The sequence below is a fragment of the Fictibacillus sp. 7GRE50 genome (assembly GCF_015903875.1).
In the GTDB taxonomy this organism is placed as follows: Bacteria; Bacillota; Bacilli; order Bacillales; family Fictibacillaceae; genus Fictibacillus; species Fictibacillus phosphorivorans.
This window is the reverse complement of record NZ_JACZDW010000002.1, coordinates 149,532-176,005: the sequence shown is the minus strand read 5'-3', so window position 1 is coordinate 176,005 and position 26,474 is coordinate 149,532. Positions and strand designations below refer to the sequence as shown.

The 26,474-nt window shown below is 37.4% G+C and carries 27 protein-coding genes and 4 riboswitches; of the genes, 19 read left to right on the top strand and 8 right to left on the bottom strand.

The features are described 5' to 3' along the window. Window positions 1-81: 81 nt before the first annotated feature. Together IHV12_RS08000 and IHV12_RS07995 are read left to right on the top strand one after the other, a co-directional pair. Window positions 82-402, top strand: coding sequence for a hypothetical protein (locus tag IHV12_RS08000; protein ID WP_197190503.1), 321 nt, complete (start codon window positions 82-84; stop codon window positions 400-402). An 83-nt stretch (window positions 403-485) separates the two neighbouring features. Further along, complete coding sequence (locus IHV12_RS07995; protein WP_197127293.1) at window positions 486-767, top strand: hypothetical protein; 282 nt, start codon at window positions 486-488, stop codon at window positions 765-767. Between the two features lie 120 nt (window positions 768-887). Here IHV12_RS07995 and IHV12_RS07990 read toward each other — a convergent pair whose 3' ends face one another. From IHV12_RS07990 to IHV12_RS07975, 4 genes are all read right to left on the bottom strand, one after another. Beyond that, the gene (locus IHV12_RS07990) at window positions 888-2,330 is read right to left on the bottom strand and encodes a sodium:solute symporter (protein ID WP_197127294.1); all 1,443 of its coding nucleotides are present in this window, start codon (window positions 2,328-2,330) and stop codon (window positions 888-890) included. A 43-nt stretch (window positions 2,331-2,373) separates the two neighbouring features. Further along, window positions 2,374-3,711, bottom strand: coding sequence for an aspartate aminotransferase family protein (locus IHV12_RS07985; RefSeq protein ID WP_197190878.1), 1,338 nt, complete (start codon window positions 3,709-3,711; stop codon window positions 2,374-2,376). Between the two features lie 90 nt (window positions 3,712-3,801). Beyond that, a complete protein-coding gene (locus IHV12_RS07980; RefSeq protein ID WP_197190502.1) occupies window positions 3,802-5,184 on the bottom strand; it encodes a sigma-54 interaction domain-containing protein in 1,383 nt (460 codons plus the stop codon). Window positions 5,185-5,382: 198 nt separating this feature from the next. Continuing rightward, entirely contained in the window at window positions 5,383-5,805 is a 423-nt protein-coding gene (locus IHV12_RS07975) for an organic hydroperoxide resistance protein (RefSeq protein ID WP_066392468.1), read from the bottom strand. Between the two features lie 154 nt (window positions 5,806-5,959). Between IHV12_RS07975 and IHV12_RS07970 the strand changes: the two genes are divergently transcribed. The 4 genes from IHV12_RS07970 to IHV12_RS07955 all read left to right on the top strand — a co-directional run bounded on the left by IHV12_RS07970 (window position 5,960) and on the right by IHV12_RS07955 (window position 10,228). Then, window positions 5,960-6,406: a MarR family winged helix-turn-helix transcriptional regulator gene (locus tag IHV12_RS07970; protein ID WP_197190501.1), complete on the top strand. Its 447-nt coding sequence runs from the start codon at window positions 5,960-5,962 to the stop codon at window positions 6,404-6,406. 106 nt (window positions 6,407-6,512) lie between these two features. Beyond that, window positions 6,513-8,030: a spore germination protein gene (locus IHV12_RS07965; protein ID WP_197190500.1), complete on the top strand. Its 1,518-nt coding sequence runs from the start codon at window positions 6,513-6,515 to the stop codon at window positions 8,028-8,030. Between the two features lie 21 nt (window positions 8,031-8,051). Then, window positions 8,052-9,140 carry a GerAB/ArcD/ProY family transporter gene (locus IHV12_RS07960; RefSeq protein WP_197190499.1) on the top strand — a complete coding sequence of 363 codons (1,089 nt, stop codon included), beginning with the start codon at window positions 8,052-8,054 and terminating at the stop codon, window positions 9,138-9,140. After that, a complete protein-coding gene (locus tag IHV12_RS07955; RefSeq protein WP_197190498.1) occupies window positions 9,137-10,228 on the top strand; it encodes a Ger(x)C family spore germination protein in 1,092 nt (363 codons plus the stop codon). Before IHV12_RS07960 ends, IHV12_RS07955 begins: the two co-directional genes overlap by 4 nt. 43 nt (window positions 10,229-10,271) lie before the next feature. On the opposite strand, the gene IHV12_RS07950 is transcribed toward IHV12_RS07955, so the two are convergent. Next, window positions 10,272-11,456, bottom strand: a complete 1,185-nt coding sequence (locus IHV12_RS07950; protein ID WP_197190497.1) for a DHH family phosphoesterase — start codon at window positions 11,454-11,456, stop codon at window positions 10,272-10,274. 231 nt (window positions 11,457-11,687) lie between these two features. Here IHV12_RS07950 and IHV12_RS07945 point away from each other — a divergent pair, with 231 nt between their 5' ends. The 13 genes from IHV12_RS07945 to IHV12_RS07885 all read left to right on the top strand — a co-directional run bounded on the left by IHV12_RS07945 (window position 11,688) and on the right by IHV12_RS07885 (window position 22,986). Beyond that, window positions 11,688-12,971 carry an MFS transporter gene (locus tag IHV12_RS07945; protein WP_197190496.1) on the top strand — a complete coding sequence of 428 codons (1,284 nt, stop codon included), beginning with the start codon at window positions 11,688-11,690 and terminating at the stop codon, window positions 12,969-12,971. A gap of 51 nt (window positions 12,972-13,022) precedes the next feature. Next, window positions 13,023-13,271, top strand: coding sequence for a hypothetical protein (locus tag IHV12_RS07940; protein ID WP_197127299.1), 249 nt, complete (start codon window positions 13,023-13,025; stop codon window positions 13,269-13,271). 184 nt (window positions 13,272-13,455) lie between these two features. After that, window positions 13,456-13,601: riboswitch (cyclic di-AMP (ydaO/yuaA leader) on the top strand. Window positions 13,602-13,658: 57 nt separating this feature from the next. Continuing rightward, window positions 13,659-13,810: riboswitch (cyclic di-AMP (ydaO/yuaA leader) on the top strand. 269 nt (window positions 13,811-14,079) lie between these two features. Continuing rightward, entirely contained in the window at window positions 14,080-14,760 is a 681-nt protein-coding gene (locus tag IHV12_RS07935) for an MgtC/SapB family protein (protein ID WP_197190877.1), read from the top strand. Window positions 14,761-15,123: 363 nt separating this feature from the next. Further along, window positions 15,124-15,270, top strand: a riboswitch (cyclic di-AMP (ydaO/yuaA leader). Between the two features lie 53 nt (window positions 15,271-15,323). Next, window positions 15,324-15,475, top strand: a riboswitch (cyclic di-AMP (ydaO/yuaA leader). Window positions 15,476-15,707: 232 nt separating this feature from the next. Continuing rightward, window positions 15,708-16,121, top strand: coding sequence for a hypothetical protein (locus IHV12_RS07930; protein WP_197127300.1), 414 nt, complete (start codon window positions 15,708-15,710; stop codon window positions 16,119-16,121). Window positions 16,122-16,145: 24 nt separating this feature from the next. Continuing rightward, window positions 16,146-16,283: a hypothetical protein gene (locus tag IHV12_RS07925; protein WP_197127301.1), complete on the top strand. Its 138-nt coding sequence runs from the start codon at window positions 16,146-16,148 to the stop codon at window positions 16,281-16,283. Between the two features lie 77 nt (window positions 16,284-16,360). Then, window positions 16,361-16,636, top strand: coding sequence for an HPr family phosphocarrier protein (locus IHV12_RS07920; RefSeq protein WP_066392488.1), 276 nt, complete (start codon window positions 16,361-16,363; stop codon window positions 16,634-16,636). Between the two features lie 23 nt (window positions 16,637-16,659). Then, entirely contained in the window at window positions 16,660-16,767 is a 108-nt protein-coding gene (locus IHV12_RS07915) for a hypothetical protein (RefSeq protein ID WP_156499132.1), read from the top strand. Continuing rightward, window positions 16,764-16,844 (top strand): potassium-transporting ATPase subunit F, encoded by an 81-nt coding sequence (locus IHV12_RS23055; RefSeq protein ID WP_197128181.1) that lies wholly within the window; start codon window positions 16,764-16,766, stop codon window positions 16,842-16,844. The genes IHV12_RS07915 and IHV12_RS23055 overlap by 4 nt, the downstream gene beginning before the upstream one ends. A gap of 12 nt (window positions 16,845-16,856) precedes the next feature. After that, window positions 16,857-18,524 carry a potassium-transporting ATPase subunit KdpA gene (gene kdpA / locus IHV12_RS07905; RefSeq protein ID WP_197190495.1) on the top strand — a complete coding sequence of 556 codons (1,668 nt, stop codon included), beginning with the start codon at window positions 16,857-16,859 and terminating at the stop codon, window positions 18,522-18,524. A gap of 126 nt (window positions 18,525-18,650) precedes the next feature. Beyond that, window positions 18,651-20,663, top strand: coding sequence for a potassium-transporting ATPase subunit KdpB (gene kdpB / locus IHV12_RS07900; protein WP_197190876.1), 2,013 nt, complete (start codon window positions 18,651-18,653; stop codon window positions 20,661-20,663). Window positions 20,664-20,754: 91 nt separating this feature from the next. Further along, window positions 20,755-21,306: a potassium-transporting ATPase subunit KdpC gene (gene kdpC, locus IHV12_RS07895; protein ID WP_231619448.1), complete on the top strand. Its 552-nt coding sequence runs from the start codon at window positions 20,755-20,757 to the stop codon at window positions 21,304-21,306. Between the two features lie 87 nt (window positions 21,307-21,393). Beyond that, the gene (gene kdpDN / locus IHV12_RS07890) at window positions 21,394-22,548 is read left to right on the top strand and encodes a KdpD-like non-kinase potassium sensor (RefSeq protein ID WP_197190493.1); all 1,155 of its coding nucleotides are present in this window, start codon (window positions 21,394-21,396) and stop codon (window positions 22,546-22,548) included. Window positions 22,549-22,590: 42 nt separating this feature from the next. Then, window positions 22,591-22,986: a CBS domain-containing protein gene (locus IHV12_RS07885; protein ID WP_197190492.1), complete on the top strand. Its 396-nt coding sequence runs from the start codon at window positions 22,591-22,593 to the stop codon at window positions 22,984-22,986. A gap of 119 nt (window positions 22,987-23,105) precedes the next feature. On the opposite strand, the gene IHV12_RS07880 is transcribed toward IHV12_RS07885, so the two are convergent. The 3 genes from IHV12_RS07880 to IHV12_RS07870 all read right to left on the bottom strand — a co-directional run bounded on the left by IHV12_RS07880 (window position 23,106) and on the right by IHV12_RS07870 (window position 26,310). Next, on the bottom strand, window positions 23,106-24,518 hold the full coding sequence (locus IHV12_RS07880) for a sensor histidine kinase (protein WP_197190491.1): 1,413 nt from the start codon (window positions 24,516-24,518) through the stop codon (window positions 23,106-23,108). Further along, window positions 24,505-25,188, bottom strand: coding sequence for a response regulator transcription factor (locus tag IHV12_RS07875; protein ID WP_197127307.1), 684 nt, complete (start codon window positions 25,186-25,188; stop codon window positions 24,505-24,507). Before IHV12_RS07875 ends, IHV12_RS07880 begins: the two co-directional genes overlap by 14 nt. 69 nt (window positions 25,189-25,257) lie before the next feature. Further along, window positions 25,258-26,310 carry a hypothetical protein gene (locus IHV12_RS07870; RefSeq protein ID WP_197190490.1) on the bottom strand — a complete coding sequence of 351 codons (1,053 nt, stop codon included), beginning with the start codon at window positions 26,308-26,310 and terminating at the stop codon, window positions 25,258-25,260. Between the last annotated feature and the right edge of the window lie 164 nt (window positions 26,311-26,474).

The following is a 26,474-nucleotide window of genomic DNA, read 5'->3' as shown; positions in this document are numbered from 1 at the left end:
GGCGTTTTTTCATTCAATGTTTTTCATTTATCTGGAACTTTCTTCCTTATGATGCGTATAACCAGTTAAGGAGGAGATGTTATGAAACACGTAATAAGCTGCATCGTAACCGTAATCTTAATGCTAGTCGTTAATTATGTGGTAGCCAACCTTTTGGGAGTGACGTTTATTGATTTTTCATTATTTGTTGGTTTGATTTTTGCTCTCACGATTCGATTTTTCACTTCAAAGGGCGGAATTTCATCTAACATGGTTCGTATGCAGGCTCAAGCGATGACAGGTATTAAGATTGAAGAAGAAAAAGCTACGTTCAAACCAAGTTATCCTTATTATACAGCTATTATTTATACGCTTGTTTCGTTAGTCTCCATCTTTGTTTATTACAAAGATTATTTTATTTAGTAGATAGTTGATTTTTGATGTGAAAATGGCAACAATGGATATTGAACATCGTTAGAAGAATTTAAACAGGAGTGTGCCATCAATTGAATCTGCGTTTTGGTCGTTTATCATTATGGTTTTGCATAGCGGGAATTGTTCTTGCTGGCTGGCCATTCATCGTTCGAGATGATGTAGCTCAACAGGTTGCTATCTTTCTATTTAGTGGAATCATGCTGTATTTTATCGGTGTGATTTTAAGCATTATAGCTATTGTCAAAAAAGAAGCTGGAAAAGCGAAATTTTTCGGGTTGTTTTTTATATTGTTCATGGCTCTAATCTCCGTATTCGGCCTATTGTTATTATCGTTCGGGATTGGTGGAAAATAAAAATTTTTTTGCCGCTAGAGAAGTAGATACTGTGGTTGTTTATCGAAGAAATTAAGATAATGTATGATCTGTTGAGTTATAGAAAAAGCCTTCCCAATGGGAAAGGCTTTTTTTCTAGTTTTAAGCTTGTTTTCTTCCTTCTTCTACATCATCAAGTGCTACATCTTCATCGAAAGGTGTGTCGAACTCAGTTGAAATTGGAGCGGTGAATAAGGAAATACCCACTATACTAACCAATCCTGCAGACATACCATAAAGAATGGGATTCGTAGCTGTAAGTCCTTCAATAAACAATCCTGCTAGTACAACAACTGTAGAAATTAAGATTGCGTAGAATCCTGAATTAGGAGTCGCTCGTTTCCAAAAGAATGTCATAACAAGTGGGATGAAGATTGCTCCAGATAGTATTGCATAAGCCACATCAAGTGCAACGAGTACATCTTGAATCCATATGGAAAAGGTAATGGCGATTAAACCGATAATAAGTGTTGTGATCCTTGATGCTCTAATCATTTGTTTGTCAGTAGGAGATTTTAAGAAATACTGTTTTAGAATGTCGTTCGTTATTAAAGTAGAAGACGCAAGTAACGAACCAGATGCGGTTGACATAAGTGCTGAACACACACTTGCAAGTACAAGTCCTAAAATACCAGTAGGGAGAATGGTAAGAGCCATCTCAGCAAACGTGTTCTGCGGATTATCTAGGGTAGGCAGCACCAAGAATGCACACATTCCGATGATGCTTCCTGCAATCGCGTATGCAAAGCTATAAACACCGGCAAAGATAGAACCGTTTCTAGCAATCTTACTAGATTTTGCTGTGAATACTCGTTGCCAGATGTCTTGTGATACGACCATACCAAGTGCAAACAACAAAAAGTATTGGAAGATCTGCTGATAACCGATACCTGTGAAATCTAAGTGAGACTGAGGAAGTTCTGTTAATAGATTTCCTAAACCATCGACTTTTGAAAGACTCATAGGAACCATAATGAAGAAGACACCGACCGTCATTACGATAAATTGAATAATATCCGTAACTGTAACACTCCACATACCGCCAAGGATTGTGTAGAAGAGAACGATTCCTCCGCCTACTAACATGGAAGTCGTTAAGCTCCAGCCTAAGAGTACATTAATGATCGTTCCCATCCCGATTACTTGGGTAACTGCAATCATCAAAGTATATATGGATGCCACGATGGCACTTAACAGACGTGTTTCGGATTTGTATCGTTTTCCTAATAATTCACTGATTGTTGTAACTTTTAATGAATCGATCTTTTTTATAAATATAGTACCTAAAAGAATAATGCCTAAACCGATCATAGATACAAACCAAATGCCGGAAATTCCAAACTGATATCCTAGCTTTGTCGTTCCAATCGTAGCCGCACCGCCTAAAATAACGGCAGACAGACATCCAAGATACATAAACATGCCAAGGTTTCGTCCTGCAAGAGTAAAATCTTCAGAAGTCTTTGCTTTAGTAGAGCCAATGATTCCTGCACCGATCAATACGGCAAAATACAAAAGAATAATAACTGTATCAAAAGTTTGCATAATAAAAAACCTCCTTTTTAGTGTAATGCTTTAACCATGCAATTTACGCGTTTTGATAGTTTTCCGAGAGTTGTGCATGCATCTCTTTCAAATATTCTTCAAGTGACTCTTCAAGGACAGCAAGACCTTGATCAATCTGCTCATGATTGATGGTAAGAGGAGGGATCATTCTAATTACTTCACCATGATTTCCACAAAGATAAAAAAGAACGCCTTTCTCTAAACACTTGTCTAGAATTTTCATTAGTGCTTGACCGTCTGGTTTACCTGTAAAAGGATCGATGATTTCAATTCCAATCATAAGTCCGACCGCACGAATGCTGCCGATCAACGGAGTTCGTTCCTGAAGCTTTTTCAATTTTGTACATGCATAATTTCCCATGTTCTTTGAGTTCTCAATGAGCTTTTCTTTTGTTAGGACATCAATAGTAGCGAGCGCGGCTTCGCAAGCGATAGGATTTCCACCAAATGTTGTACCATGACTGCCGAGGGGCCATTGTTGCATCAGTTCTTTAGAAGCAACCGTTGCACTTAGTGGCAGTCCTGAAGCAATCCCTTTTGCGATAGCCATGATGTCTGGCGTAACTCCAAATGTTTGAGCAGCGAACCATTCACCTGTTCTTCCAAAACCGGTCTGAACTTCATCGAAAATCAGCAGAATACCATGTCTGTCACAAACTTTTCTGATCTTCTTCAGCCAGCCACTCGGTGGGACAATATAGCCTCCTTCACCTAGAACGGGTTCCACAATCATACAGGCGACTTCTTCAGGAGTTACTTGATGATTGAAAAGTGTTTCAAAATCTTTCTCAAGCTTCTCGATAACAAACGTTTCTGAATCTACTCCACTCGGTGCGCTCTTTTCATCTGCGTAGGGAACTTGATAGGCAAGACCGTTCGGCTGCAGAAACTTGCGGTATTTGCTTTTGGATGTTGTCACGCTCAACGCACCTAGTGATCGACCATGAAAGCATCCGGTAAAAGAAATAACGTAAGGTCTTTTAGTGACATGCTTTGCGAGTTTCAGCGCTCCTTCAATTGCTTCAGTTCCGCTATTGGCAAAAAAGAAACAATCCAAATCACCGGGTAGAACATGAGCTAGTTCCTTTGAAAGTCTCAGGATTGATTCATACATGATGACCCCAGATGGCCCGTGCATGAGGTGATCTGCTGCATCTTTGATAGCTTGGACCACTTTTGGATGACGATGGCCAGTATTTGCCGTTGCAATACCAGAAGTGAAATCAAGATATTGTTTTCCATCCAATCCATAATAGTAGCAGCCTTCTGCTTTTACGACGGGTAGGTTCGGATGATCTTTTGCCATACTAGGCGCTAAAAGGTTAGGCATTTCGGTTACAAGGTTGCTCCAGTTGTTCATTGACACGTGTATTACCTCCTTGATATTCCATTCTCATGTTGTATAAATAATTTCTATATAGAATATCCATGCAAGGATCATGCCAAAAAACTAAATAATCTGATATTTTTTCATTTTTCTTACGATTGAAGGCTGACTAGTGCCGAGTGCTTCTGCCATCCGTATGGTCGTTTTAAATTTCTTTCTTGCTGTTAATAAAATTTGTTTCTCTGTTTCATCTAACATTTCTTTAAGTGTTTGTTCTGCATGAATAGTTGGCGAGGGTGTAGATGTACCTTTTTTTACATGATCAGGAAGATGTTCATCCGTAATAAGAGTCGTAGGGGAGAGTACCACTAATCGTTCCATGATGTTGATTAGTTCTCGTACATTTCCCCTCCAATCATAGTGCAGAAGATGATGAATGACAGCTTCATCTAATCTTTTCTTCTTGTTGTACTTTTTTTCAAATTGCTCTAAAAGCATATGTATGAGAGGTACGATATCTTCTGTTCTCTTTCTGAGTGGAGGAATCGTGACGGGTACAACATTTAAACGAAAATAGAGATCTTCACGAAAAAGCTTCTCACTTATTGCTTTCTGAAGATCTTTGTTCGTAGCAGAAATCAAACGGAAATCTACACGGATGGGTCTCGTTCCTCCTACACGATAAAACTGTTTTTCTTGAATGACTTTTAACACTTTTACTTGGTGCTGTAGGGGAAGTTCACCGATCTCATCTAAGAAGAGTGTGCCTCCGTTCGATAGTTCAATAAGACCGACTTTGCCTTTTTGATGTGCACCTGTAAAAGCGCCAGGTTCATAACCAAATAATTCCGCTTCAAATAAAGAATCTGGAATAGCGCCACAGTTAACCTCAATGAATGGACCTTTTGACCGGTGACTTTTATTGTGAATGAATTTAGCTAATAATGATTTTCCAACACCAGATTCCCCTAGGATTAATGCATTCACATCAACTTCTGATAACTGAAGTGCTGTTGAAACTGCTTTTTTCATATCTTCACTTTTGGCGATGATTCCAGAATCATGAAGCTGTTTGTTTCTTAATAGTCCAAGCTCCGTTTTTACACGATGCATTTCTTCTTCCATGGCAAGCAAAAACTCTTTATATTGAGCCAGTTCAGTAATGTCGTGTGAGTAGCTTACAATTCTATATAATTCGCCTTGTTCGTTATAAACAGGGATTCCTGTAACAAGCAGTTTTTTTCCTTTATTCGTTGTTTGAACAAACGTAATCTTTTTATTTTCTTTTACAACCATTGGAGTGAGAATCGGTGTAAATAACCCTTGAGCTTCTAGATCATAAACGGATTTTCCGATTAAACTATCTGATTCTACTCCGTAGATTTTTCCTGTAACTTCACTTACTTTAAGGATTATACCCTCTACATTTGTAACTAAGATGTCGTCTTTTAAAGAATGAAGAATTTGTTCATTTTCGTTCCAATCTTTTGATTGAGTCAAGTTCATCAGTCCTTTTATCAGTTAAATAAAATATTCATTTCTGAATAATTATTTATTTATGAATAATTATACGATTGTTCAATGTGGATGGATATAGAAACTGAGAATATTTTTTATATAAAACGAAAGGTAAGAGGTGGATTGAAGGGATAAGGGAGAATACAAATAAAAAAAGGACCAAAACAATGGTCCTTTTTGCCTCTATTATAGAAGTTCAGTTTTTAACTCAACGTCAATGTTGCCGCTTGTTGCTTTAGAATATGGACAAACACCGTGAGCTGTCTTTACTAATTCCTCAGCTTCTTCTTGTGTTACACCGTTAACACCGACGTTTAGAACTACTGCTAGTTTAAAGCCGCCATCTGTATCTTTTCCGATAGAAACTTCAGCAGTAACTTTCGATTCAATTCGTTTTTTGCTTTGACGCGCAACAAGGTTTAGTGCTGAATCAAAGCAAGCGGCATATCCTGCTGCAAATAGTTGCTCAGGGTTTGTTGCGTTTTCACTTCCAGATCCTCCAAGTGCTTTAGGCATAGCTAACTCATGATTTAGAACACCGTTATCACTCTTTACTGTACCTGCTCGTCCACCTTCAGCTGTTGCTTTTGCTGTGTATAATGCTTCCATTCCAAACACTCCTTTTGTGTAAAATTAAATTGTGTACAACTGAATAACTCGTAATCATCATAACGCATACTTTTTGTAGAGTCAAACAATTTAATTGTGTAAAACTAAATTGTGTTATAATGTAAGTACCCTTTATAAAAAGAAAGGAAACATCATGAAAAGTGAAACGTTAAAATTAGAAAATCAGATATGTTTTAAAATCTATACAGCAGAACGTGAGATTACAAAGCTTTATCGAGAGTTGTTAAAAGAACTCAACGTCACATATCCACAATACTTAGTTTTGCTTCTTTTATGGGAAAAACATTCATTGTCTGTAAAAGAATTAGGCCAGCGCTTGTTTTTGGATTCCGGTACACTTACTCCAATGCTTAAACGAATGGAAACAAATGGGTTGGTGGAAAGAAAACGGTCACCTGAAGATGAAAGAAGTGTCATTATTTCATTAACAGAAAAAGGGGAAGGTTTAAAAGAAAAAGCGGAGTGCATCCCCACTCAGCTTACTGAAAACATCTCAATGAAAAAGGAAGAAATGACCCTTTTAAATAAAACACTTACATCGATGCTGGACCTGCTACAGAACCATTCAAATTCAAAATAAAGAAAAGCGCTTAGAGAAAGGAATCTAAGCGCTTTTCTTGTTCTTACATGAATACATTAAGAGTTACAAATGAACAATAAAGAAAAACTCACATAGAGGGATGAGCATGTTCAAAAAACGGCGAGAGAAAAAAGTTGAGGAAAAGAAAAACATCGAGGAACAACCTAAAACTAGTTCTGAGAAGACCAATTGGGTGGAGGAACTTTCCGAATCGAATGACTTTGTTAATGATCATACATCCTTTGAGAAAACAGAACCATTTTGGATATCATATTTTAGAACACTTGTTATGTCAGAAACCCTGTATAGAGATGTGGTGCCTTACCTATCTGAAAGTGATTCCTTAGAAAAAGTAAAAAATAACATCCCCATTCAGCAAACAGTCGTAACATCAGACACAAAATTAATAAAAGAAAAGTTGCTGCAAGGATTTTCGGCCATTCGAATTGCAGAGAATGATATAGAATGTTTACTCGTTAATGTTGCGAATAGTAAGTTCAGAGATATTTCATTTCCTATGATGGAAAGTACGGCTCTTGGTCCTCAAGCTGGTTATGTAGAAGAAATGGATACAAACATTAACTTGATAAGAAAACATTTACCATCCTCAGATTTGCATGTAAAAGAGATGGAGATAGGAAAATTATCTTCAACAAAAATTGCTGTCATCTATATGGATTCCATTGCGGACAAAGACAATGTAGAAACCGTTTTACAACGAATAAATGATGTTCAATATGATCATATCTCAGATAGTTCTTACTTGGCTTCTATGATTGAAGATAATACGAATTCTCTTTTTCCTCAGATTATTCCAACAGAACGAACGGATAGAACCATTGCAGCACTTACAGAAGGGAAAATCGTAATCGTTGTTGATGGATCTCCAGACGTTTTAATCGCACCGATCACATTAGCAGAATCGGTAGTGGCTATGGAAGATTATTATGTCCCTTGGTTAATTGCGAACTACTTGCGGTTAATTAGGTTATTTGGCCTTTGTGTATCGATAGTGATTTCACCTCTTTATATAGCCGTTTTAACCTATCATTATGAATTGATTCCGGCAAAGTTACTTGACTCATTAGTAGCATCCAGAGCAGCAGTGCCATTTCCACCTATTATAGAAGTTCTCATATTAGAAATAAGTGTTGAATTTATAAAAGAATCAAGTCTCCGCCTTCCGGCTAAAATAGGCACGACTCTCGGTATTGTTGGGGGGATTGTAATTGGACAGGCAATTGTAGAAGCCAAACTAACAAGCAGTGTCTTAATCATTTTAATCGGTTTAAGTACGTTAGCTTCCTATACTTCAGCAATTTATAAGTTCAATAACTCGGTAAGGCTTGTTAAATATCCAATAATCGTATTGGCGCAATTTCTTGGTTTGATCGGAATTGTCATCGGACTGAACTTCCTGCTTGCTCATTTATTGCGTTTAACGTCACTGGGACGGCCGTATATTGGATTTTATCCGTTTCGTATGAACATGTTTAAGGATCTGTGGATACGCTTGCCGTTTTCTGTGCAAAAAGAAAATCCCGATAATCTAAGACCACAAGTAAAACAAAGAGCTGTGTTCGATAGGAGGAGTCCAGGACCGCCTTCTGATTTTGATGAATAACAGAAAGGAGGTTGATTGATCATGCAAGTAAACATTCGGCACCAAGTATCACCTTATTTCTTGTTCTTCATCATAATAGGTGCACAAACCGGTGTAGGAATACTAGGTTTTCATCGAATTATTGCAAAAGATGCTGGCTATGATGCTTGGATCAGTGTTCTGATCGCTGGGGCAATCATTCAACTTATCATGGCAGTAATGATTCATCTTCTATCTTCTGCAAATGGTGATATTGTGGATGTACATAACCAATTATACGGTAAAACACTTGGATCTATATTGAGCGGGATCATTATGTTTTATTTCTGGTTGGCCGCTGTTAGTGTACTAAGGGAGTATATTGAAATTATCCAAGTATGGATGTTCCCTACATTACCAACATGGGTACTTGCTTTACTGATTCTTACATTATGTTACTACATTATATCTGGTGGATTCCGAGTAGTAGCAGGTATATGTTTTGTAGCTGTCATATATACGTTCCTTCTTTTCTTTAACCATTTTTATTTACCTAGAAATTATATTCATATAGATAACGTTCTTCCTATATTGGATCATACCTTCGTTGATCTATTAAGGTCTGCTAAAGAAACAAGTTATTCTATGGCAGGGTTTGAGATCATTTTAATGGTCTTTCCCTTTATAAAAAACGCTAGATCATCCCAAAAATTTGCTCATCTAGGCATAGCATTTACAACTTTATTTTATACGGTAGGAGCATTTACTACTTTCTTATTTATTAGTGAGAAACAAATACAGACTACGATTTGGGCAAGAATTAATATTAATACGTTAACAACCTTTTCGTTTATCCAAAGGATTGAGTATATACTCGCTTCGTTGTATCTCATTAAAATCGTAACAATCATAACGCTGATGCTTTGGGCATCGAGCAGAGGCTTTAAAAAAATTTTTAAGAAAAAACAAAAAGCACCATTACTTGTCTTAATGGCTTCAAGTTTGGTCCTATGCCAGTTGCTGGATGATCGTTACATTCTTCATTCGTTCTTGGATATGATCTCTGGCATTTCACTAGGGTTATTTTATCTTTATATACCTTTATTGTGGCTTTTTTATATAGTGGTTAAAAAGAAAAAGAGGATATTATGATGAAGTGTTTATTCCTTCGCATTTCTATCATTTTAATGTTTGTGTTATCTGGTTGTAAGATCGTTCCAACACAAAATACAAATGAAATTAGTATTATTCAAGGTGTAGGTTTCGATCTAACTTCTGACAAAAAATTATTAGGAACCATTGTGTACCCAGAATATAAGGTAGATGAAACTTCAACAATAGAAATATTAAAAGCTGAAGGGGAAACCGTTCAAGAAACCATCGATCGTTCTCAAAATGAAGTTCAATATCCCTTGGTCACCGGCCAGCTTCGTATTGCATTGTTTGGTCAAAAGCTTGCAGAAAAAGGCTTGTTTCCATTTATTGATACGATAAACCGCACACCCGAAATTGCAAATACTATACAGCTCGCTATTATTGAAGGGGAAGCTTCGGAATTACTCTCGATAAAAAAATATGGGAAAGAAAACATTGCTTTGTATCTTTCTGATATGATTATCCAAAACGCCAAAATAGGGGAACTGCCGACTTCTGATCTTTCTATCTTTTCATACAACTACCATAATGACGGGAATGATCCATACTTGCCCCTCCTAAAAAAAGAAAAAGACAAAATTAAAATAAATGGAGTTGGCCTATTTAAGGATGATCAATTAATAACGACGTTGCCTATTAAGGATGTATTCACACTAAAAATGTTGGTAGAACGTTTTAAAATGGGTACACATCAATATAAGATTAACGAAAATGAGTTTGTTGTAATCAACAATATCAAATCAACACCACACTATAAGGTCAAAATAAACAAAGGTACCCCTGAATTTAATATCCAGATAAAAATGGGTGCCAGAGTTCAAGAGTATCGAGGTAATAGACCACTTACAGCTAATCAAAATAAAGTAAAAGAACTTCAGATGCAAATAACAAGGAAGATTGAACAAGATGCTGCAAGAATTATCAAATTACTTCAAAATAATGGGGTTGATCCGATCGGTCTAGGTTCTAAATATGAAGCTCATTACCGTGACTTTGATTTAAAAAAGTGGGAAGAGCAATATCCAGATGTAAAAGTGAAAGTGAATGTTGACTTAGAAGTGATACACACCGGTGTTGTAGAATAAAGGAAAAGGACTGCCTTTTATGGCAGTCCTTCTTTCTTTCTGGTTAATTATTGTTATTTGCTTCATCATCGCGCATCAGCCAGCCTTCAAAGTGGCGCTTAACGTAATTTTCAGCGTCTTGGTAGCTTGCAAATTTTTCATCTACTGGATGTGTCTTATGTGTGATCAGCCATGTTTGATTATCTTCTGAATAGATCTTAGATACTTCACGATGATTGTTCACATATAAGCTGCCATCAGGATTTTCCTTCACGTTGTGCTCGTTCTTCGGTGCATCGATTCGTCTAGGTTGTTCATGGAATGCAGCAACAACAAACTTTTCAAATGCTTCAGAAGTCATGTTTCCTCCAGAAGCTTTTGGATGCCCGCCGCCGCCATATTGTTTGGCGTAGATCGAACAATCCACCTCTTCATGAATGGTACGAAGACCGATCCGTTTGTTAGCGATATTTAGAATCACAATCAAGTCTAAGTGAGGATTCTCACGATTGATCTCGTTCCCAAGCTCAGAGTGATAACGTTCGGCATGAAGAATACCAACCTTATACGTTTTCTCTTCAGATCCTTCGCCTAAAGACCAAGTATCCCAGATTTCGACCATCTGACGTTGTTTCTTTTTAATATAATCTGCAATATTTTCTTCTTCAAGATCCAGAATCGTTGTTTCTGTTTCTGAAAACTGAAAAGAATCACCTTTTAACCGATCCATGATCTGATCCTCAAATTTATCAGGAGGAAGGATAAAGAATAAGTCGTTAAGACGCTTAGCTTCAACTTTTTGGTCAAACCATTCCCACGTATCATATAAACGCACAAGTTCTACATATTCATCGAGCGCACCTGTTGGTTTAAGCTTACCGTTCTCGATCAAATATTCATAGAAAAGGGAAGTAGCACAAGTTAAACGTTCATCATCATAACGAACTTGAACATGCCCCCAATCAAAACCATTGAAATGAAGCGCTGTTGCATGGTGGTCGATCAGCTTTACTTTTCCACCTGCATTAGATCGTTCATCAAGTCGCATCATTAATTCTTCGTTAACCGCAATATCTGAAATGATAATTTCTGTTTTTCTTTCTCTCGGATTATCAAGCAGCATCTCTACACGGTCATTAATCGTTCCATGTGAACAATACGATATTTTACAGTTGTCTCCAAATGCTAGTTGTGCTAAATAACCGCACGATTTTCCGTCTAAATCGTTGTGTGAAAATAAATGAATCATGTTAGTATCCTCTCTATTATGCTCTCTGTCTAGAGTATCGTCATAAAGCATAAAGTTCAACCTTTATATCGTAGTATTCTTTTCATTTACAAATTCAGCTGATTTTAACACCGAAAACGGAATGAATATGCTAAATCATTCTTGTGAAATTTCACAAGAATTTATTTACAATTGACGGCATTAGGTAGAAAATGGTAATGATGCAAATTATTTAAAGTTGGGGGTTATGATGTGAAGGAGTTTCTGAAAGTGTTTCAGAATAAAAACTTCAGCAAGCTGTTTTTTGCTGGTTTTACTTCAATGATGGGAAGTATTATAGGCGTTACAGCTTTTATGTTTTATTTGTTAGATAAGTTCGGTGAACAACCGTTTTATGCCACACTTGCAGAATTGATGTATTCTCTGCCAACACTAGCTGTTTTCTTTATCGTAGGGGTATTAGCCGATCGAATGGATCGTCAAAAAATCGCACTTTATTGTGATTGGATTTGTGCAGGGCTGTGCCTCTTATTAATGGGTGCTATATGGCTAGACTGGATGCCTTTGATTTTTGCTATCTTATTCTTAAGAAGTGCAGTAGGTAAATTCTTTTTTCCTGCTGATCAAGCGATGGTACAAGGTGTACTCTCGAAAGAGGATTATGCAATTGCAGCTGGATTGAATCAAATGGTAGGTAGTTTATTTATGCTTTTCGGGAACATGATTGCCATTTTTATTTATTGGAGTGTAGGAATACAAGGAGCAATTGCATTTGACCTTGTTACATATGTTATATCATCATTATTAATTATGAGTATGAGAGTTGATGAAGATGTTCGTCTGCCGAACGGACAACACAGGTTCAAAGATATTCGTGTAAAGATGGTATGGAAGGATTTTGTTGCGGGGTTCAATTACATTAAACAATCTAAGCTTCTACTTTCATTAATCTTTGGTTTTTTCTTGTTTGGTATAGTAAATGGTGGATTGTCAGTTATGCCGGCTTTTATCATGAAATATAAACTCGCTCCAGATAATTACGAGCAAATGATGATGTGGATGGGTGTCGTGTTTGGTGTATCTATCCTTACAGGGAGTGTTATTTGTTCGATGCTCGCTAAAAAGATCAGACTCTCGTATGCGATTGTTCTTGGTCTATTCGTAAGTGGATTGTCACTTGGTTTATGCGCCATCGCGCCAAATGTGTTGACATTCTTTATTTTTACAGGATTGGCTGGGTTTAGCATTCCATTAATCAATATTGGAATCGGTGGCTGGTTACCTAAGATCGTAGACCCTAAAATGATGGGACGTGTTCAAGGATGGATTACACCGATCAATATGCTATCTCACACCATGACACTCGGTTTAATCGCTGTGTTTTTCCCGAAAATTCTAACCGTAGAAATGCTGTTCTGGGTTGTGGGAGGATGTCTGATTCTTGTTGGACTATTCTACATGTTCACTCTACCCAGGTATGATATTGAAGAAAATGATAACAAAAATGAGTTTGAATTAGAAAAAGTACCAGTTTAAAGCTGGAGATTATGGCGAAGCCCTTTTATAATGAAAAGCGGAGGGGAAGTCATGGCAACTTTTCAAAACGTACTATTCTGGATTTTTTTAATCTTACCAATTATTCTATTCTTTGTAGCTATAGCAAGAACTTCATGGGTGTTGTTGCTTGTTAACTTTTTTTTAGCTCTACCGATCATTTGGTTTGTGAGCTGGATTACAGAAAGTTATGGGGCTGTCTTTGTAGTGTTTGCGATTCATCTGTTCACAGGCGTATGGCTCTGGACTAAAAGACAGAGATTGGATTTTAGATCGTTTTAACAAGGCTCTGCAAATTTATGTTTGCAGAGTTTTTGTTTTGTAAATAACAGAGGAATTTAAAAAAGTTTCGGCGAATTAAAACGCAATTTTTTTATTTTTAGGAGAAATGAAAATTAGGTTATTTTTATCATTTACAACTGTATGAACCAGGAGTATTATAAATTTCATCTCAAAATTTTACAATTAATCACTTTCGCTGAATCTCATTTAGAACGGAGGAACCATCGGCAGTTCAGTTCTTCACTGCCAGGGGTGAAACTTATTTAAGTCGGGCGACTTCTGCCGTCCGAACCCGTCAGCTAACTTCGTAAGCGTGGTAGGAGAGGGAAGGTGAACATTAAAAAAGAGTAATAATAACAATTTTACAAATTATGATTATTATATCATGCGTCTTTATCGCTTAATTCCTAAGTTTAGGAAGCGGGGGAACCAATCGCAGGCCATTGCGTCTGCATGGGGTGAATCTCGAGAGATCGAGTAGGGCTACTCTCAAGCCCGAATCCGTCAGCTAACTCCGTAAGCGTACAGAGAGAGGCAACAAATTTCGTGTATTCACACGCTTATTCAAGTATGTGTAGAAGCCGCGAGGAGAGTTCCTCTTCCGCAGGCTTCTTTTTTGTTGCCATTTTTCAACCGTAACAAGTGTAGAAGAGAAACAAGACAGGCAATAAAGCTTGTAGGAAAAGCTGATTAACTAAATGATGTGAATTTGAGTACTGTAGCATGCATGGAAAAACACACGGATAAAGAAGGAGAAAAAACATAGTGATTTGCTTGAAAAATATGGAGAACGTGAGGAAATAAGATGGTGGATACAGAAGTTTTAGTTAAATTGGGTACAGCGATCGTATTAGGTATGTTATTAGGTATAGAAAGAGAAATCAGGAAAAAACCCGTAGGTTTACGTACGTGTATGGTTATTTCAATAGTAAGTTGTTTACTAACTATCATTTCTATTGAATCTGCTTACGTTTTTCCAAAGTCAGAACATGTGAAAATGGATCCTATGCGTTTAACGGCACAAATTATTTCAGGGATAGGTTTCCTTGGAACTGGAGTCATCCTTCGAAGAAATAATGATGTCATCTCGGGGTTAACGACGGCATCCATAATATGGGGCGCTGCAGGTACAGGGATTGCAGTAGGGTCTGGCTTCTTATTAGAGGCACTAATTTGTGTATTCCTAATTTTGTTCAGCGTAGAAGTTATGCCAGCAATAATAAGGTACATTGGTCCAAAATGTTTAAGAGAAAAAGAAATACACATGACAATTATGATTGATAAGAGTATTCAAATTTCTGAGCTGCTAGTAGCTGTTAGGGAAAAAGATATTATGATAAAAAAAATAAAAATAAAAGATTTAGTGGACGAGAAAAATGAGATTGATCTTCATGTTATGGTTGCAGATTCTAGGTTAACAGCTGATGTGTATAACGAGGTAAAAAAAATAGCTGCAATCAAAAGTTTAGAAATTGAAAATGTTGCTTAATAAAACTAAACGTATCGTAAATTAATGTTGTGCTTTTTTCGTGTACTGAAATTTATTCTGCAAAAATGTTGAGGTGTGAATTGTGCAAAAAACTACAGAATGAAAATAAAAGTTTTATAGTTTTCCATAAGAAAAATAAATGGATTCAGAGTAATTGATTTAATATTCAAACTATTTTTTATTTGTAAATATCATGATAATTAAAGAAAAACAAAGAAATTAGTAGTAATGTTTATTAAAAGTGAATAAAATAACTTAAATTGATTAAATTCGATTTAAAATATTATATTTTTAGGGATTTTATTTGATTTACAACGGCTGAAACCAGGAGTAATATATTGCTTATCGTAAAACTTTAAATTTTTTCCATGACCGCTGAATCCATTATTGGAACGGAGGAACCATCGGCAGTTCAGTTCTTCACTGCCAGGGGTGAAACTTATTTAAGTCGGGCGACTTCTGCCGTCCGAACCCGTCAGCTAACTTCGTAAGCGTGGTAGGAGAGGGAAGGTGAATTAAAAAAAGAGTAATGACAATTTAACAAACTATGATTTTAATATCATGCGTCTTTATCGCTTAATTCCTAAGTTTAGGAAGCGGGGGAACCAACCGCAGTTCTTCGTATCTGCATGGGGTGAATCTCGAGAGATCGAGTAGGGCTACTCTCAAGCCCGAATCCGTCAGCTAACTCCGTAAGCGTACAGAGAGAGGCAACAAATTTCGTGTATTCACACGCTTATTCAAGTATGTGTAGAAGCCGCGAGAAGAGTTCCTCTTCCGCAGGCTTCTTTTTTGTTGCCTTTTTTTCACTATCCAAAAGTATAACTTGTCGGCGCGATGGTTTTCGACGTAGCAACAAGTTTAAGACGATAGTATAAGTGCAGCTAAGGCTGACATGAGAGGCTAGAAGTTAGCCTAGTTTTCTTTAAGAGATGGAGGGTGGAACGATGGAGAAATCATCTGGGAACGTGCTCATTATGTTTCCTGATCTAGTTTCAGATGTTTTTATTTCAAAACTAAGATTGTGTGAAGACTATCAATCTCTTGTTCTCTGTGTTCCTAACCGAGAAGAAGCAGAAAGACTCTCACAAGTTGGGTTTCAACATGTATATGTCATGAATTATGTTGACAAGCGTAAAGTTATCGAGATGGTAGGTCCTTTTGTTCAAAAAATCATTGTTGTTGAATCTGGATTTTTAGAATGTTGCCAAACGATTGAACTCATTCGCAGCATTTATAACATACCTGTTTATGTCATCAAATCAGACACACGGTATATTTCCAGAGTTTATAAGGAGTTAGGTGCAGATTACGTAATCTATAACAAAACCGGAAATATTCAATTCTTACTTTCTTCATAAAAAAAAGAGCGGAGGAATTCATTTATGAGATTAAGTCCAAACGAAATTGAACAGATTTTGTTAAAAGCGAAAAGAGATCAATTGAATGCTTATTATGCAAGTGTGATTCAACATAGTCTCTCAAAATGGATCATACAAGACACGCTTAGAAGTAAAGGTTAAGCAATTACAGGAGGGAACCCATCAAAGAAAAGATGTTCCCTCTGTAAATCCAAACCAGTGATAGGCAGGGTGAAAACATGGGGACAGAGTCAGTTGTTTTATTGCCAAAAAGGTTGTCGATCGGACAGATCAATGAATTTGTCAATGCTGCTGGTTCTTTCGAAAGTGAGATTCTTTTCTTTTATCAAGGCATACAGATTAATGCGAAAGGCTTACTATCCGTTAATCTATTCTTTTTGTCACACTATTCAAGAAATCAAAACGAACCGATCACACTTAGAATTGAAGGTTGTGATGCTCAAGAGGCTATCAAAAATTTATCTCTAATGCTGAATGGTTACTTAGAACAATGAACTAATAAAAAGAAGGTGTAAAAATGTTAGATGTGATGATGGTTTTATTGATGGTAGGAATGCCTGTCTTAATGATGGGTCTAGCAAAATGGTCATCAAGTGTTGTTGATGAAGGAAGTGTAAATAAATGATGACTGTCATGTTTGGATTAGCCGTTTTAACAACGGTGTATCTTCTTTACGTATTATTGAATCCAGAGAAATTTTAGGAGGTTTTTCCGTTGTTAGTCAGTTTACTCTCTATAGCTATAACGCTACTTATAGCTCTTTTACTTGCAAAACCAGTAGGAATTTATTTAGCGAACTCGTTCAATTATTCGAATAAAAACAAACTCTTTTATCCTTTCGAAAAACTGATTTATTCCATTAGTGGAATGAAAAATAAAAATCAATCTTGGAAAGTTTATGCTTCATCAGTCATTGTGATCAATGCGATTATGATTCTATTAGTTTATTTAATCTTCCGTTTCCAAGGCAGTTTGCCTCTGAATCCGAGTAAGATAGCAAACATGGATCCAAGCCTTGCGTTTAACACAGCAGTAAGTTTTATGACGAATACGAATCTGCAGCATTACAGTGGTGAAAGTGGTTTATCCTATCTTTCACAGATGATTGGCATTCTTTTCATGATGTTTGTTGCACCAGCTACAGCATTAGCAGTAGCAATCGCATTCATTCGTGGGCTATCTGGCAAGTCTTTAGGAAACTTTTTTGTGGATATGGTTAGGGGTATCATTCGTGTGTTACTACCGATCGCTTTTGTAACAGGACTCATTTTCGTTGCACTTGGAGTACCGCAGACATTAGATCCAACGGTTACAGCGACTACAGTTGAAGGTGGAAAACAAAACATTGCAGTTGGCCCAGTTGGTTCGTTTTTATCCATAAAAGAATTAGGAAATAACGGCGGTGGATTTTTCGGAGTTAACTCAGCGCATCCGTTTGAAAACCCGAACGGGCCGAGCAACTTTATTCAAATCTTATTGATGCTCCTATTACCGATGGCATTACCGTTTACGTACGGAAAGATGGTTGGAAATCCAAAGCAGGGACGTATTCTTTTCGTTTCCATGACGATGATGTTTATTATGTTCCTTGGCATCTCCCTAAGTGCCGAATATCAGGGAAACCAAGCAATCAATGCTCTAGGTGTGCAACATGATCAAGGAAGCATGGAAGGAAAGGAAGTACGATTTGGTGTCGCTCAGTCTTCACTTTACTCGGTTGTTACAACGGCTTCAGAAACGGGGGCTGTTAATACGATGCACGATACACTGACTCCGCTAGGCGGATTAGTTACATTATCCAATATGATGTTAAATACCGTTTATGGCGGTGTAGGGGCAGGCTTTGTCAACGTCTTAATGTATGCGATTATTGGTGTTTTCTTATCTGGATTAATGGTGGGACGTACCCCGGAATTTCTAGGTAAAAAGATTGAAGGTAAAGAAATGAAGCTGATTGCAGCGACGTTGTTAATCCACCCGTTCCTTATTTTAGGAGCATCTGCTGTAGCTTTCTTTACACCACTCGGACATGCGGCCATTTCGAACTCAGGTTTTCATGGTATTTCACAAGTAATCTATGAATATACCTCTTCAGCAGCCAATAACGGTTCTGGCTTCGAAGGGTTAGGAGATGCGACAAACTTCTGGAATATTTCTACCGGAATTGTCATGTATCTTGGAAGGTTCTTCTCCATTGTAACGATGCTTGCGGTTGCAGGATCATTGGCTGTCAAACGAACCGTTCCAGAAACGATCGGAACGTTTAGAACAGATAACGGACTATTTGCAGGAGTATTTATTGGGGCTGTATTTATCGTTGGGGCTTTAACTTTTTTCCCGGTATTAGTATTAGGCCCGATTGCTGAATATTTAACATTATAGATGCTGTAGAGAGGTGAATGAATAATGGGTGCTCAAGGCTTAAGAACCAAAAAAGAATTATCTCAGTACGTTCCTCCAAAAAAAGGTGGGAACGGCCCGATGAAAAAGAATCGTGAGGAAGTACAAATGAATAAAACAATGATGAATAAAGAAATCGTGAATCAGGCGATAAAGGAATCTTTTATTAAACTAGATCCAAGGGTAATGATTAAAAACCCGATCATGTTTGTTGTTGAAATTGGTTTTGTAATTACATTATTATTAACCTTTTTTGGAGACCAAACTCAAGTTGGTTTCAATATTGCTGTAACCTTCATTCTGTTTATAACCCTCCTGTTTGCAAATTTCGCTGAAGCAATAGCTGAAGGAAGAGGGAAAGCACAGGCTGATTCATTAAAGAAAACGAAAAAAGAAGTTTATGCAAACCTTGTGCTGGAAAACGGTAAACACAAAAGAGTTTCATCAGCTGATCTTCGTAAAGGAAACATCGTTATTGTAAAACAAGGTGAAATGATTCCAGGAGACGGTGAAGTCATATCTGGTCTTGCCTCTGTTGATGAGTCGGCGATTACAGGAGAATCAGCTCCTGTAATTAAAGAAGCTGGCGGTGACTTTAACTCCGTAACAGGAGGAACACGTGTAGTAAGTGATGAAATTAAAGTACGAATTACAGCAGATCCAGGAGAATCATTCCTTGATCGCATGATCTCCCTCGTAGAAGGAGCGAAGCGTCAAAAAACACCGAATGAAATTGCGTTAAGTACTGTTTTAACGAGTTTGACACTTGTTTTTATGATTGTAGTTGTAACACTTCCATTCTTTACAAAGTATCTAGGTTTTGACATACCAGTACCGGTCTTAATCGCATTACTCGTTTGTTTGATTCCGACAACAATCGGTGGACTTTTATCCGCGATCGGTATTGCTGGAATGGACCGTGTTACGAGATTTAATGTAATCGCTATGTCTGGTAAAGCGGTTGAAGCTGCAGGTGACATCAATACGATCATCCTAGATAAAACGGGGACGATTACATTCGGAAACCGTATGGCAAGCGAATTTGTACCAGTAGGATTCGATACGAAAAAATCAGTTGGGGAATGGGCTGCCATCAGTTCATTAAAAGATGATACACCAGAAGGTAAATCCGTTTTGGAACTCATGAAAAAAGAACACTTATCGTTTGATCAATACCTTGGTGAAGATGGAGAATTTATTGAGTTTAAAGCCGAAACGCGAATGAGCGGAATCGACTTAAAAGATGGAAGAAAAGTACGAAAAGGAGCGGTAGACGCAATTAAAAACTGGGTACTTGCAACTGGTGGAGAAGTGCCACATGACCTTGAAGAAAAAGGAAACCGAATTGCATCTGAAGGTGGAACGCCGCTGGCAGTAGCTGTGGATCAGCATATATACGGACTTATTTATTTAAAAGATACCGTAAAGCCTGGAATGAAAGAACGTTTTGAACAGTTACGAAAAATGGGAATCAAAACGATCATGTGTACAGGTGACAACCCATTAACGGCTAAAACAATAGCAAGAGAAGCCGGCGTGGATGACTTTATTGCTGAAAGTAAACCAGAAGATAAAATCGCTGTAATTAAGCGTGAACAAGCAGAAGGAAAATTGGTTGCGATGACTGGTGATGGAACGAATGATGCACCAGCACTTGCACAAGCGGATGTAGGCCTTGCCATGAACAGTGGAACGACTGCAGCGAAAGAAGCTGCCAACATGGTAGACTTGGATTCCGATCCGACGAAAATTATTGAAGTGGTTTCCATTGGAAAACAATTGCTAATGACTCGTGGTGCGTTAACTACATTCAGTATCGCGAATGATATTGCGAAGTATTTCGCCATCATCCCAGCGATGTTCATGCTGGCGATTCCTGAGATGGAAGTACTCAATGTCATGAAGCTTGGCTCGCCGATGTCGGCCATACTGTCTGCGTTAATCTTTAATGCGATTATTATTCCATTGCTCATTCCTCTGGCTATGAGAGGAGTAGCTTACAAACCGATGAGTTCAAATGCTTTATTGAAACGTAACCTCTTAATCTATGGTTTCGGTGGTGTAATCGTACCTTTTATCGGAATAAAATTGATTGATCTGATTGTTCACTTGTTCGTGTAACCGTTAGAAAAGAAAGGAATTGATTGATATGCAATCACATTCATTAAATCAACATAATGAAAAAGTATTTATCGTTAACAATATCGTTAAGATGCTTCGCCTTTCCCTTGCTTTAATGGTGATATGCGGTCTTGTATATCCTGTTGTTGTCACAGGAATTGCACAAGTCGTTATGCCGAAGCAAGCGGATGGAAGCTTAATCTATAATGAAGATAAAGAAGTAATAGGTTCTGAACTTATTGGTCAAACGTTTACGAAACCCGAATACTTCAGCGGGCGTGTTTCCAGTATCGAGTACGACGCGGCTGGTTCGGGAAGTCCAAACTATGCACCTTCAAATGAAGATATGATGAAACGAATGAAAGAAAGCATAGCTGCATGGGAAAAGGCTAACCCAGCTGTACCTGTTAACGAGCTTCCGATTGATTTAATCACAAACTCCGGATCCGGACTTGATCCGCATATTACTCCTGAGGCTGCAGATGTACAGGTTCCAAGAATTGCAGAAGCAACAGGAATAAATAAAGAAAAACTTAAAAAATTGATTAAAGAAAATACTCAAGGAAGAGAGCTTGGTCTGTTTGGTGAACCTCGCGTGAATGTACTGACACTTAATATTGCTTTAGAGAAATTGTTACAATAGTAGAAGACAAAGCCTTTACTCTACACTTAGGGTAAAGGCTCTTGCTTCTTGGTTTGTAGTCGATGATGATGATAACGAGGTGCGTAAATGTATGATAAATACCCTCAACTTAAAAGGAAAACGCCTGAAGAATTTCTGCAGGAAATCTATCAAGATGAAAAGGGAAAGTTAAAGCTATTCGTTGGAGCAGCACCAGGTGTAGGTAAATCGTATAGAATCCTTTTAGAAGCTCATGATTTGAAAAAACAAGGAGTCGATATCGTAATCGGCTTAATTGAAACCCATGGTAGAAAAGAAACAGCAGAAAAAATTAAAGATCTTGAAATCATACCTAAAAAAATCATTGAATACAAAGATAAAAAACTAGAAGAGTTAAATATAGAAAAGATCATTGAACGCCGACCAGATGTGGTCATAATTGATGAATTGGCCCATACCAATGTTCCAGGTTCAAAAAACAAAAAGCGATACATGGATGTGGAAGAAATACTTGATGCTGGAATTAATGTTGTATCAGCAGTAAACATCCAACATATTGAAAGTGTTCATGATATTGTTCAGCATATTACAGGAGTAGCAGTTCGCGAACGAATACCTGACAGGATTCTGGATATTGCACATGAAGTAATCTTAATTGACGTGACACCAGAAATGCTGAGGCAACGTTTAATAGAAGGTAAAATTTATGCGCAGGAAAAAATAGACCAGGCATTGAACAACTTTTTTACTAAGAACAATTTAGGTGCACTGCGTGAATTATCTCTCCGTGAAATTGCAGATGATGTAGATGAAAAGCTCTTAAAATCCGATATCGTCTTTACCGATAGTGGACCAACAGGTGTGGCAGAAAAAATTTTAGTCTGTGTACAATATGGTCCAAGTGCAGAAAAGCTGATCCGAAGAGGCTGGCGAATAGCCAATCGTTTAAATGCAGAATTATATGTTTTAAATGTGTTGATCGATCACAGAGGGAACATTTCTCAAGAACAGCGAAAAAGAATCAGAGGCTGGAAAAAACTTGCTGTAGAATTTAACGCTAAATTTATTCTAGAAAGATCTAGAAAAAGAAAAATACCACAAGTTATTACAGATGTCGCAAAAGAACATCATATTACTCAGATTATTTTAGGCCAATCTGCAAGAACGAGATGGGAAGAGATTACAAAGGGTTCTATTGTTAACAGTATAATGAGAAATTCAAAAAACATAGACATACACATCGTTTCTGAAGAACAGTCATAATTAATACGAATAAAATTACAATCAAGAGGGGATTTACAAGTTATGAATATTGCATTCTTTCTTCTTCCAAAGAAAGAAGTGATCTGTTTACATGCAGAATCAACCATTCGCCAGGCTATGGAAAAAATGGAGTATCACAGATACACCGCTGTACCTGTAATTGATGAAAAGGGACATTATATAAAAACGATCACAGAGGGTGACCTTTTATGGAAAATTAAAAACACAGAAGGTCTTTCTTTTCAAAATAGTGAGCATCATTTTATTAAGGACATAATGGTAAACAGGGACTATCAGCCTGTTCATATTGATGCTGAGATGGAAGACTTAATGTCGCTTGTTGCCATTCAAAACTTCGTACCAGTTGTGGATGACAACGAAGTGTTTATCGGTATCATACGTAGAATGGACATCATTCATTATTTGAGTAAGGTGTAAGATTAATGAAAAAATGACCGGCTGGGTAGGCCGGTCTCACTGGTGGGGAGGTAGGCTGTTGGATGGCCTAACCTGAAATAATCATAACACGAACGTGTGTTCTTGTAAATGTGTAATACTTATTTTTTCCATTCTATTAAAAAAGTGCTTCCAGTAAGGGAACTTTTTTTAAGAACTAAATCTGCACCTAACGCTTTTGCTAGCATTTTACTAAATGGTAGTCCAAGGCCAAGGCCGCGCACTTTTAACTTTTTCTTTTCACCACGAAAAAACCGTTCGAATACATAAGGCTGTTCATTTTCGGAAATCCCTGACCCTGTGTCTGTCACTTCAATCCTATTTTCGTACAAGACAACGCTGATCACTTTTTCATCTCCTAAAGCTTGATAAGCATTGTTTAAGAGGTTAATGATGATCTGCTGTAAACGAAGTGGATCAACTTCTCTATATATTAAGCTTTCTGGAACAATAGCCTTACACATAACTTCTTTGTTCTTGGTCATACTCCATTGGTGAACGATATCTTGAACAAGCTCGTTCATGTTGCATGTTTCATTACGCATCGTAAAAGCCCCAGCGGAAAGAGAGTTATAATCTAATAAATCTTCAATCATCCTTTGCAATCTATAAATTTCCTTCATTGTAATCTGCAGAAATTCTTCTTTTTCATCTCCCGAAACAATCCCGTCTTTAACAGCTTGCACGAGACCACTAATAGACGTAACAGGTGTTTTTAAGTCATGTGTAACTCCTGCCAGTAATTCTGCTCGGAGCTTTTCTAAATGCTTCAACTTCGTACTCATCTGTTCAAAGGAAGTTAAAAGATCATAAATTTCTTGTTCTTTAGCATCTGTAGCTAATTGAATGTCGTAATTTCCATCTTTAATCTGAGAAGCAGCATGTGCCACATCTTGGATGGGTTTTAGAATCTTTTTCAATAAAATATAGATGATCAACCATCCGAGAAGACCAAGGCTTATCAATAGGAAGATAGGAAGACGATAACCCTGATCCACATCTGAGAGGTTTGAGGCAGATTGTATGATAATTACCCAACCTGCTTGGACTCCAGCGTATATTAAAGGTTTTTTGACTGCATAGGCAGACTTGCCATTCACTTTAAATGTGTTAGTTGTTTTTTCACTGTCTACTATTTCAACCGGGATAGCATTCAATTTTAATGTAGGTTTATTTGCATCTGGATTCTTTTTTATAGATTTCAGATTAAGAATGTTACCATTCAAATCCGTAATATATAGTTCAGGTGGCTTTTCCATCTGCAATAGTTCTGCGCGATCATCTAGTTTACGATTGAACCGACCTAAATCATTCTTTCTGTCTCCGGATTCAATACGATCCGCTGTATCAGCTGCCATGTATTCCATGAGTGTTAAACGATTTTCTAAAGCCGTATGCCGTATCCACCACAAAGAACATAAACCTAAGATTAGAAGACCAATAAAGAGGGTGAGGACATATCGGGTGGTCCAATACTTTAATAAAGTTGTTCTGTCTTTTTTATTCGTATACACAGAATTGATACCCCAGTCCTCTAAGTGTTCGGATTTCTCCTTGTGTGTCTGGCCATGCAGAGAGTGCTTGACGAACACGTTTGATCGATAAGTCTACAGCACGTTCGCTGCCATAATAATCTAAGCCCCATATTTGTTCAATTAAAATCTCTCTTGTGTAGGTGCGGTTTGGATGATTGGCCAAAAAGAGCAATAAGGAGGTGTCTTTTGGTGTTAGAATGATAGGCTCACCATTTATTTTTACAGAATGAGAGTCGAAGTTGATGCTCAGACTTCCGTATTGTTTTGTGTTCTCGGTTTCTAGTACATTCGTAGATCGACGAAGGACTGCATGAACTCTCGCAATTACTTCTTCGCCGATAAAGGGCTTTGCTATGTAGTCATCTGCTCCTTGATTTAATCCTTTCAAGCGATAATCAATGTCTCCTAAGGCTGTGAGCATGATAACAGGGCATGAACTATTTCGACGAATCTCTTGAAGGATTGACCACCCATCATGATCGGGAAGCATTACATCAAGCAATACTAGGTTAAAGGAAGTTTCTTTGAACTGTTGAAGTGCGGTCTTACCGTCAAATGCTTGAACAACATCAAAGTTTTCGTGTTTTAAATAGACACTTAATACTCTTGATATGGTTACTTCATCTTCTACTAGCAATATACTTTTCATGTTCATACCTCCTGTTACTCATACTATACTGTAAAAATCCCCAGTTTTATAGACTGGGGATCATAGGCTTTACATATCGATTCCGAACTCGGACTGCTCATTCATCTGAGGTTGCATCTTATTGTTTGAAGGAGGTGCTTCACCTTCGAAACGCTGTCCTTTTTTATGATGTTTAATTTGGTGACCACCTGGTCCAAAGCCTCCGTAACCTTTACCCATCAAAGGGAAGAAGTCTTCATCTTTTAATGCTTCTAGTTTATTTGCATCTTTCTTTTCAATAGCTTCAATTAGTTCTCTCGTTGATCGGTTTTTTGTTGAAATGCCAAGTTCTTTTGCTAATTTTTCTATCTTTTTCTTTTTGATTTCTGAAGCGATTTCTGGAATGGTTTTTCCATCAATCGTTATATTAAGTTTTTTTGCATCAGCTTTTACTTTTGCACGTGTAACTTCCTGAGCAACTTCACGAATATCTTTTCCGTCCACAGGAATACCTAATGATTTAGCTTCTTTTTTTATCGCAGCAGTCAACACTTCCTGTTGAAGCGCTTCTTGGTCTTTGCCATCAGTAGAGATGCCAAGCTCTTTTGCTTTTTTATTTAGAGTGGTTTGTTTGATTTCTTGTCTTAATGTTTGTTCATCTTTTCCATCAGTTGCAATACCTAGTTTTTTTGCTTCCTTCTTAATCTTTACCATATGAATTTCATCGCGTAGAACTTCGGCATCTTTGTTTGTGGTAGAGATTCCAAGTTCTTTAGCTTTTTCTTTTAGTTTAGCTAGCTTTACTTCTTCAAAGAGTGTATCAATTTCTTTACCAGAAGTCTTAATGCCTAATTCCTTTGCTTCCTTTTTGATTTTTGCGTCACGAATTTCCTTCATGAGCGTTTCAGCATCTTTCCCACTTGTAGCAATTCCAAGTTCTTTGGCTTTTTTAATTAATTCTTCTGAGTTTCCTTTAAGTAAACCTCTGAAATGTTTGTGTCCAAACCCTTTGTCTTTCATCTCCCATTTTTCTGAAACTGAATTCGAACTAGAACGATCATCATCTGCTGCAAGAGAAGTTGTAGCATAACCACCAACTAGTAATGCACCTGCGATTGTAAATCCGATTACTTTCTTTTTCATTGAATGTTCCTCCTACTAAGTTTCTAAAGTGTTGTGTTTCTTTCCTTGTACCAATAATGTAACCATTGAACGTGTCAGCATCATGTCAGGCGTAGTAAAATATAAAAAAATTTATAAAATCTACTCAACATTCAATTGAGCTCATATATTCTTCTAAAATAAGC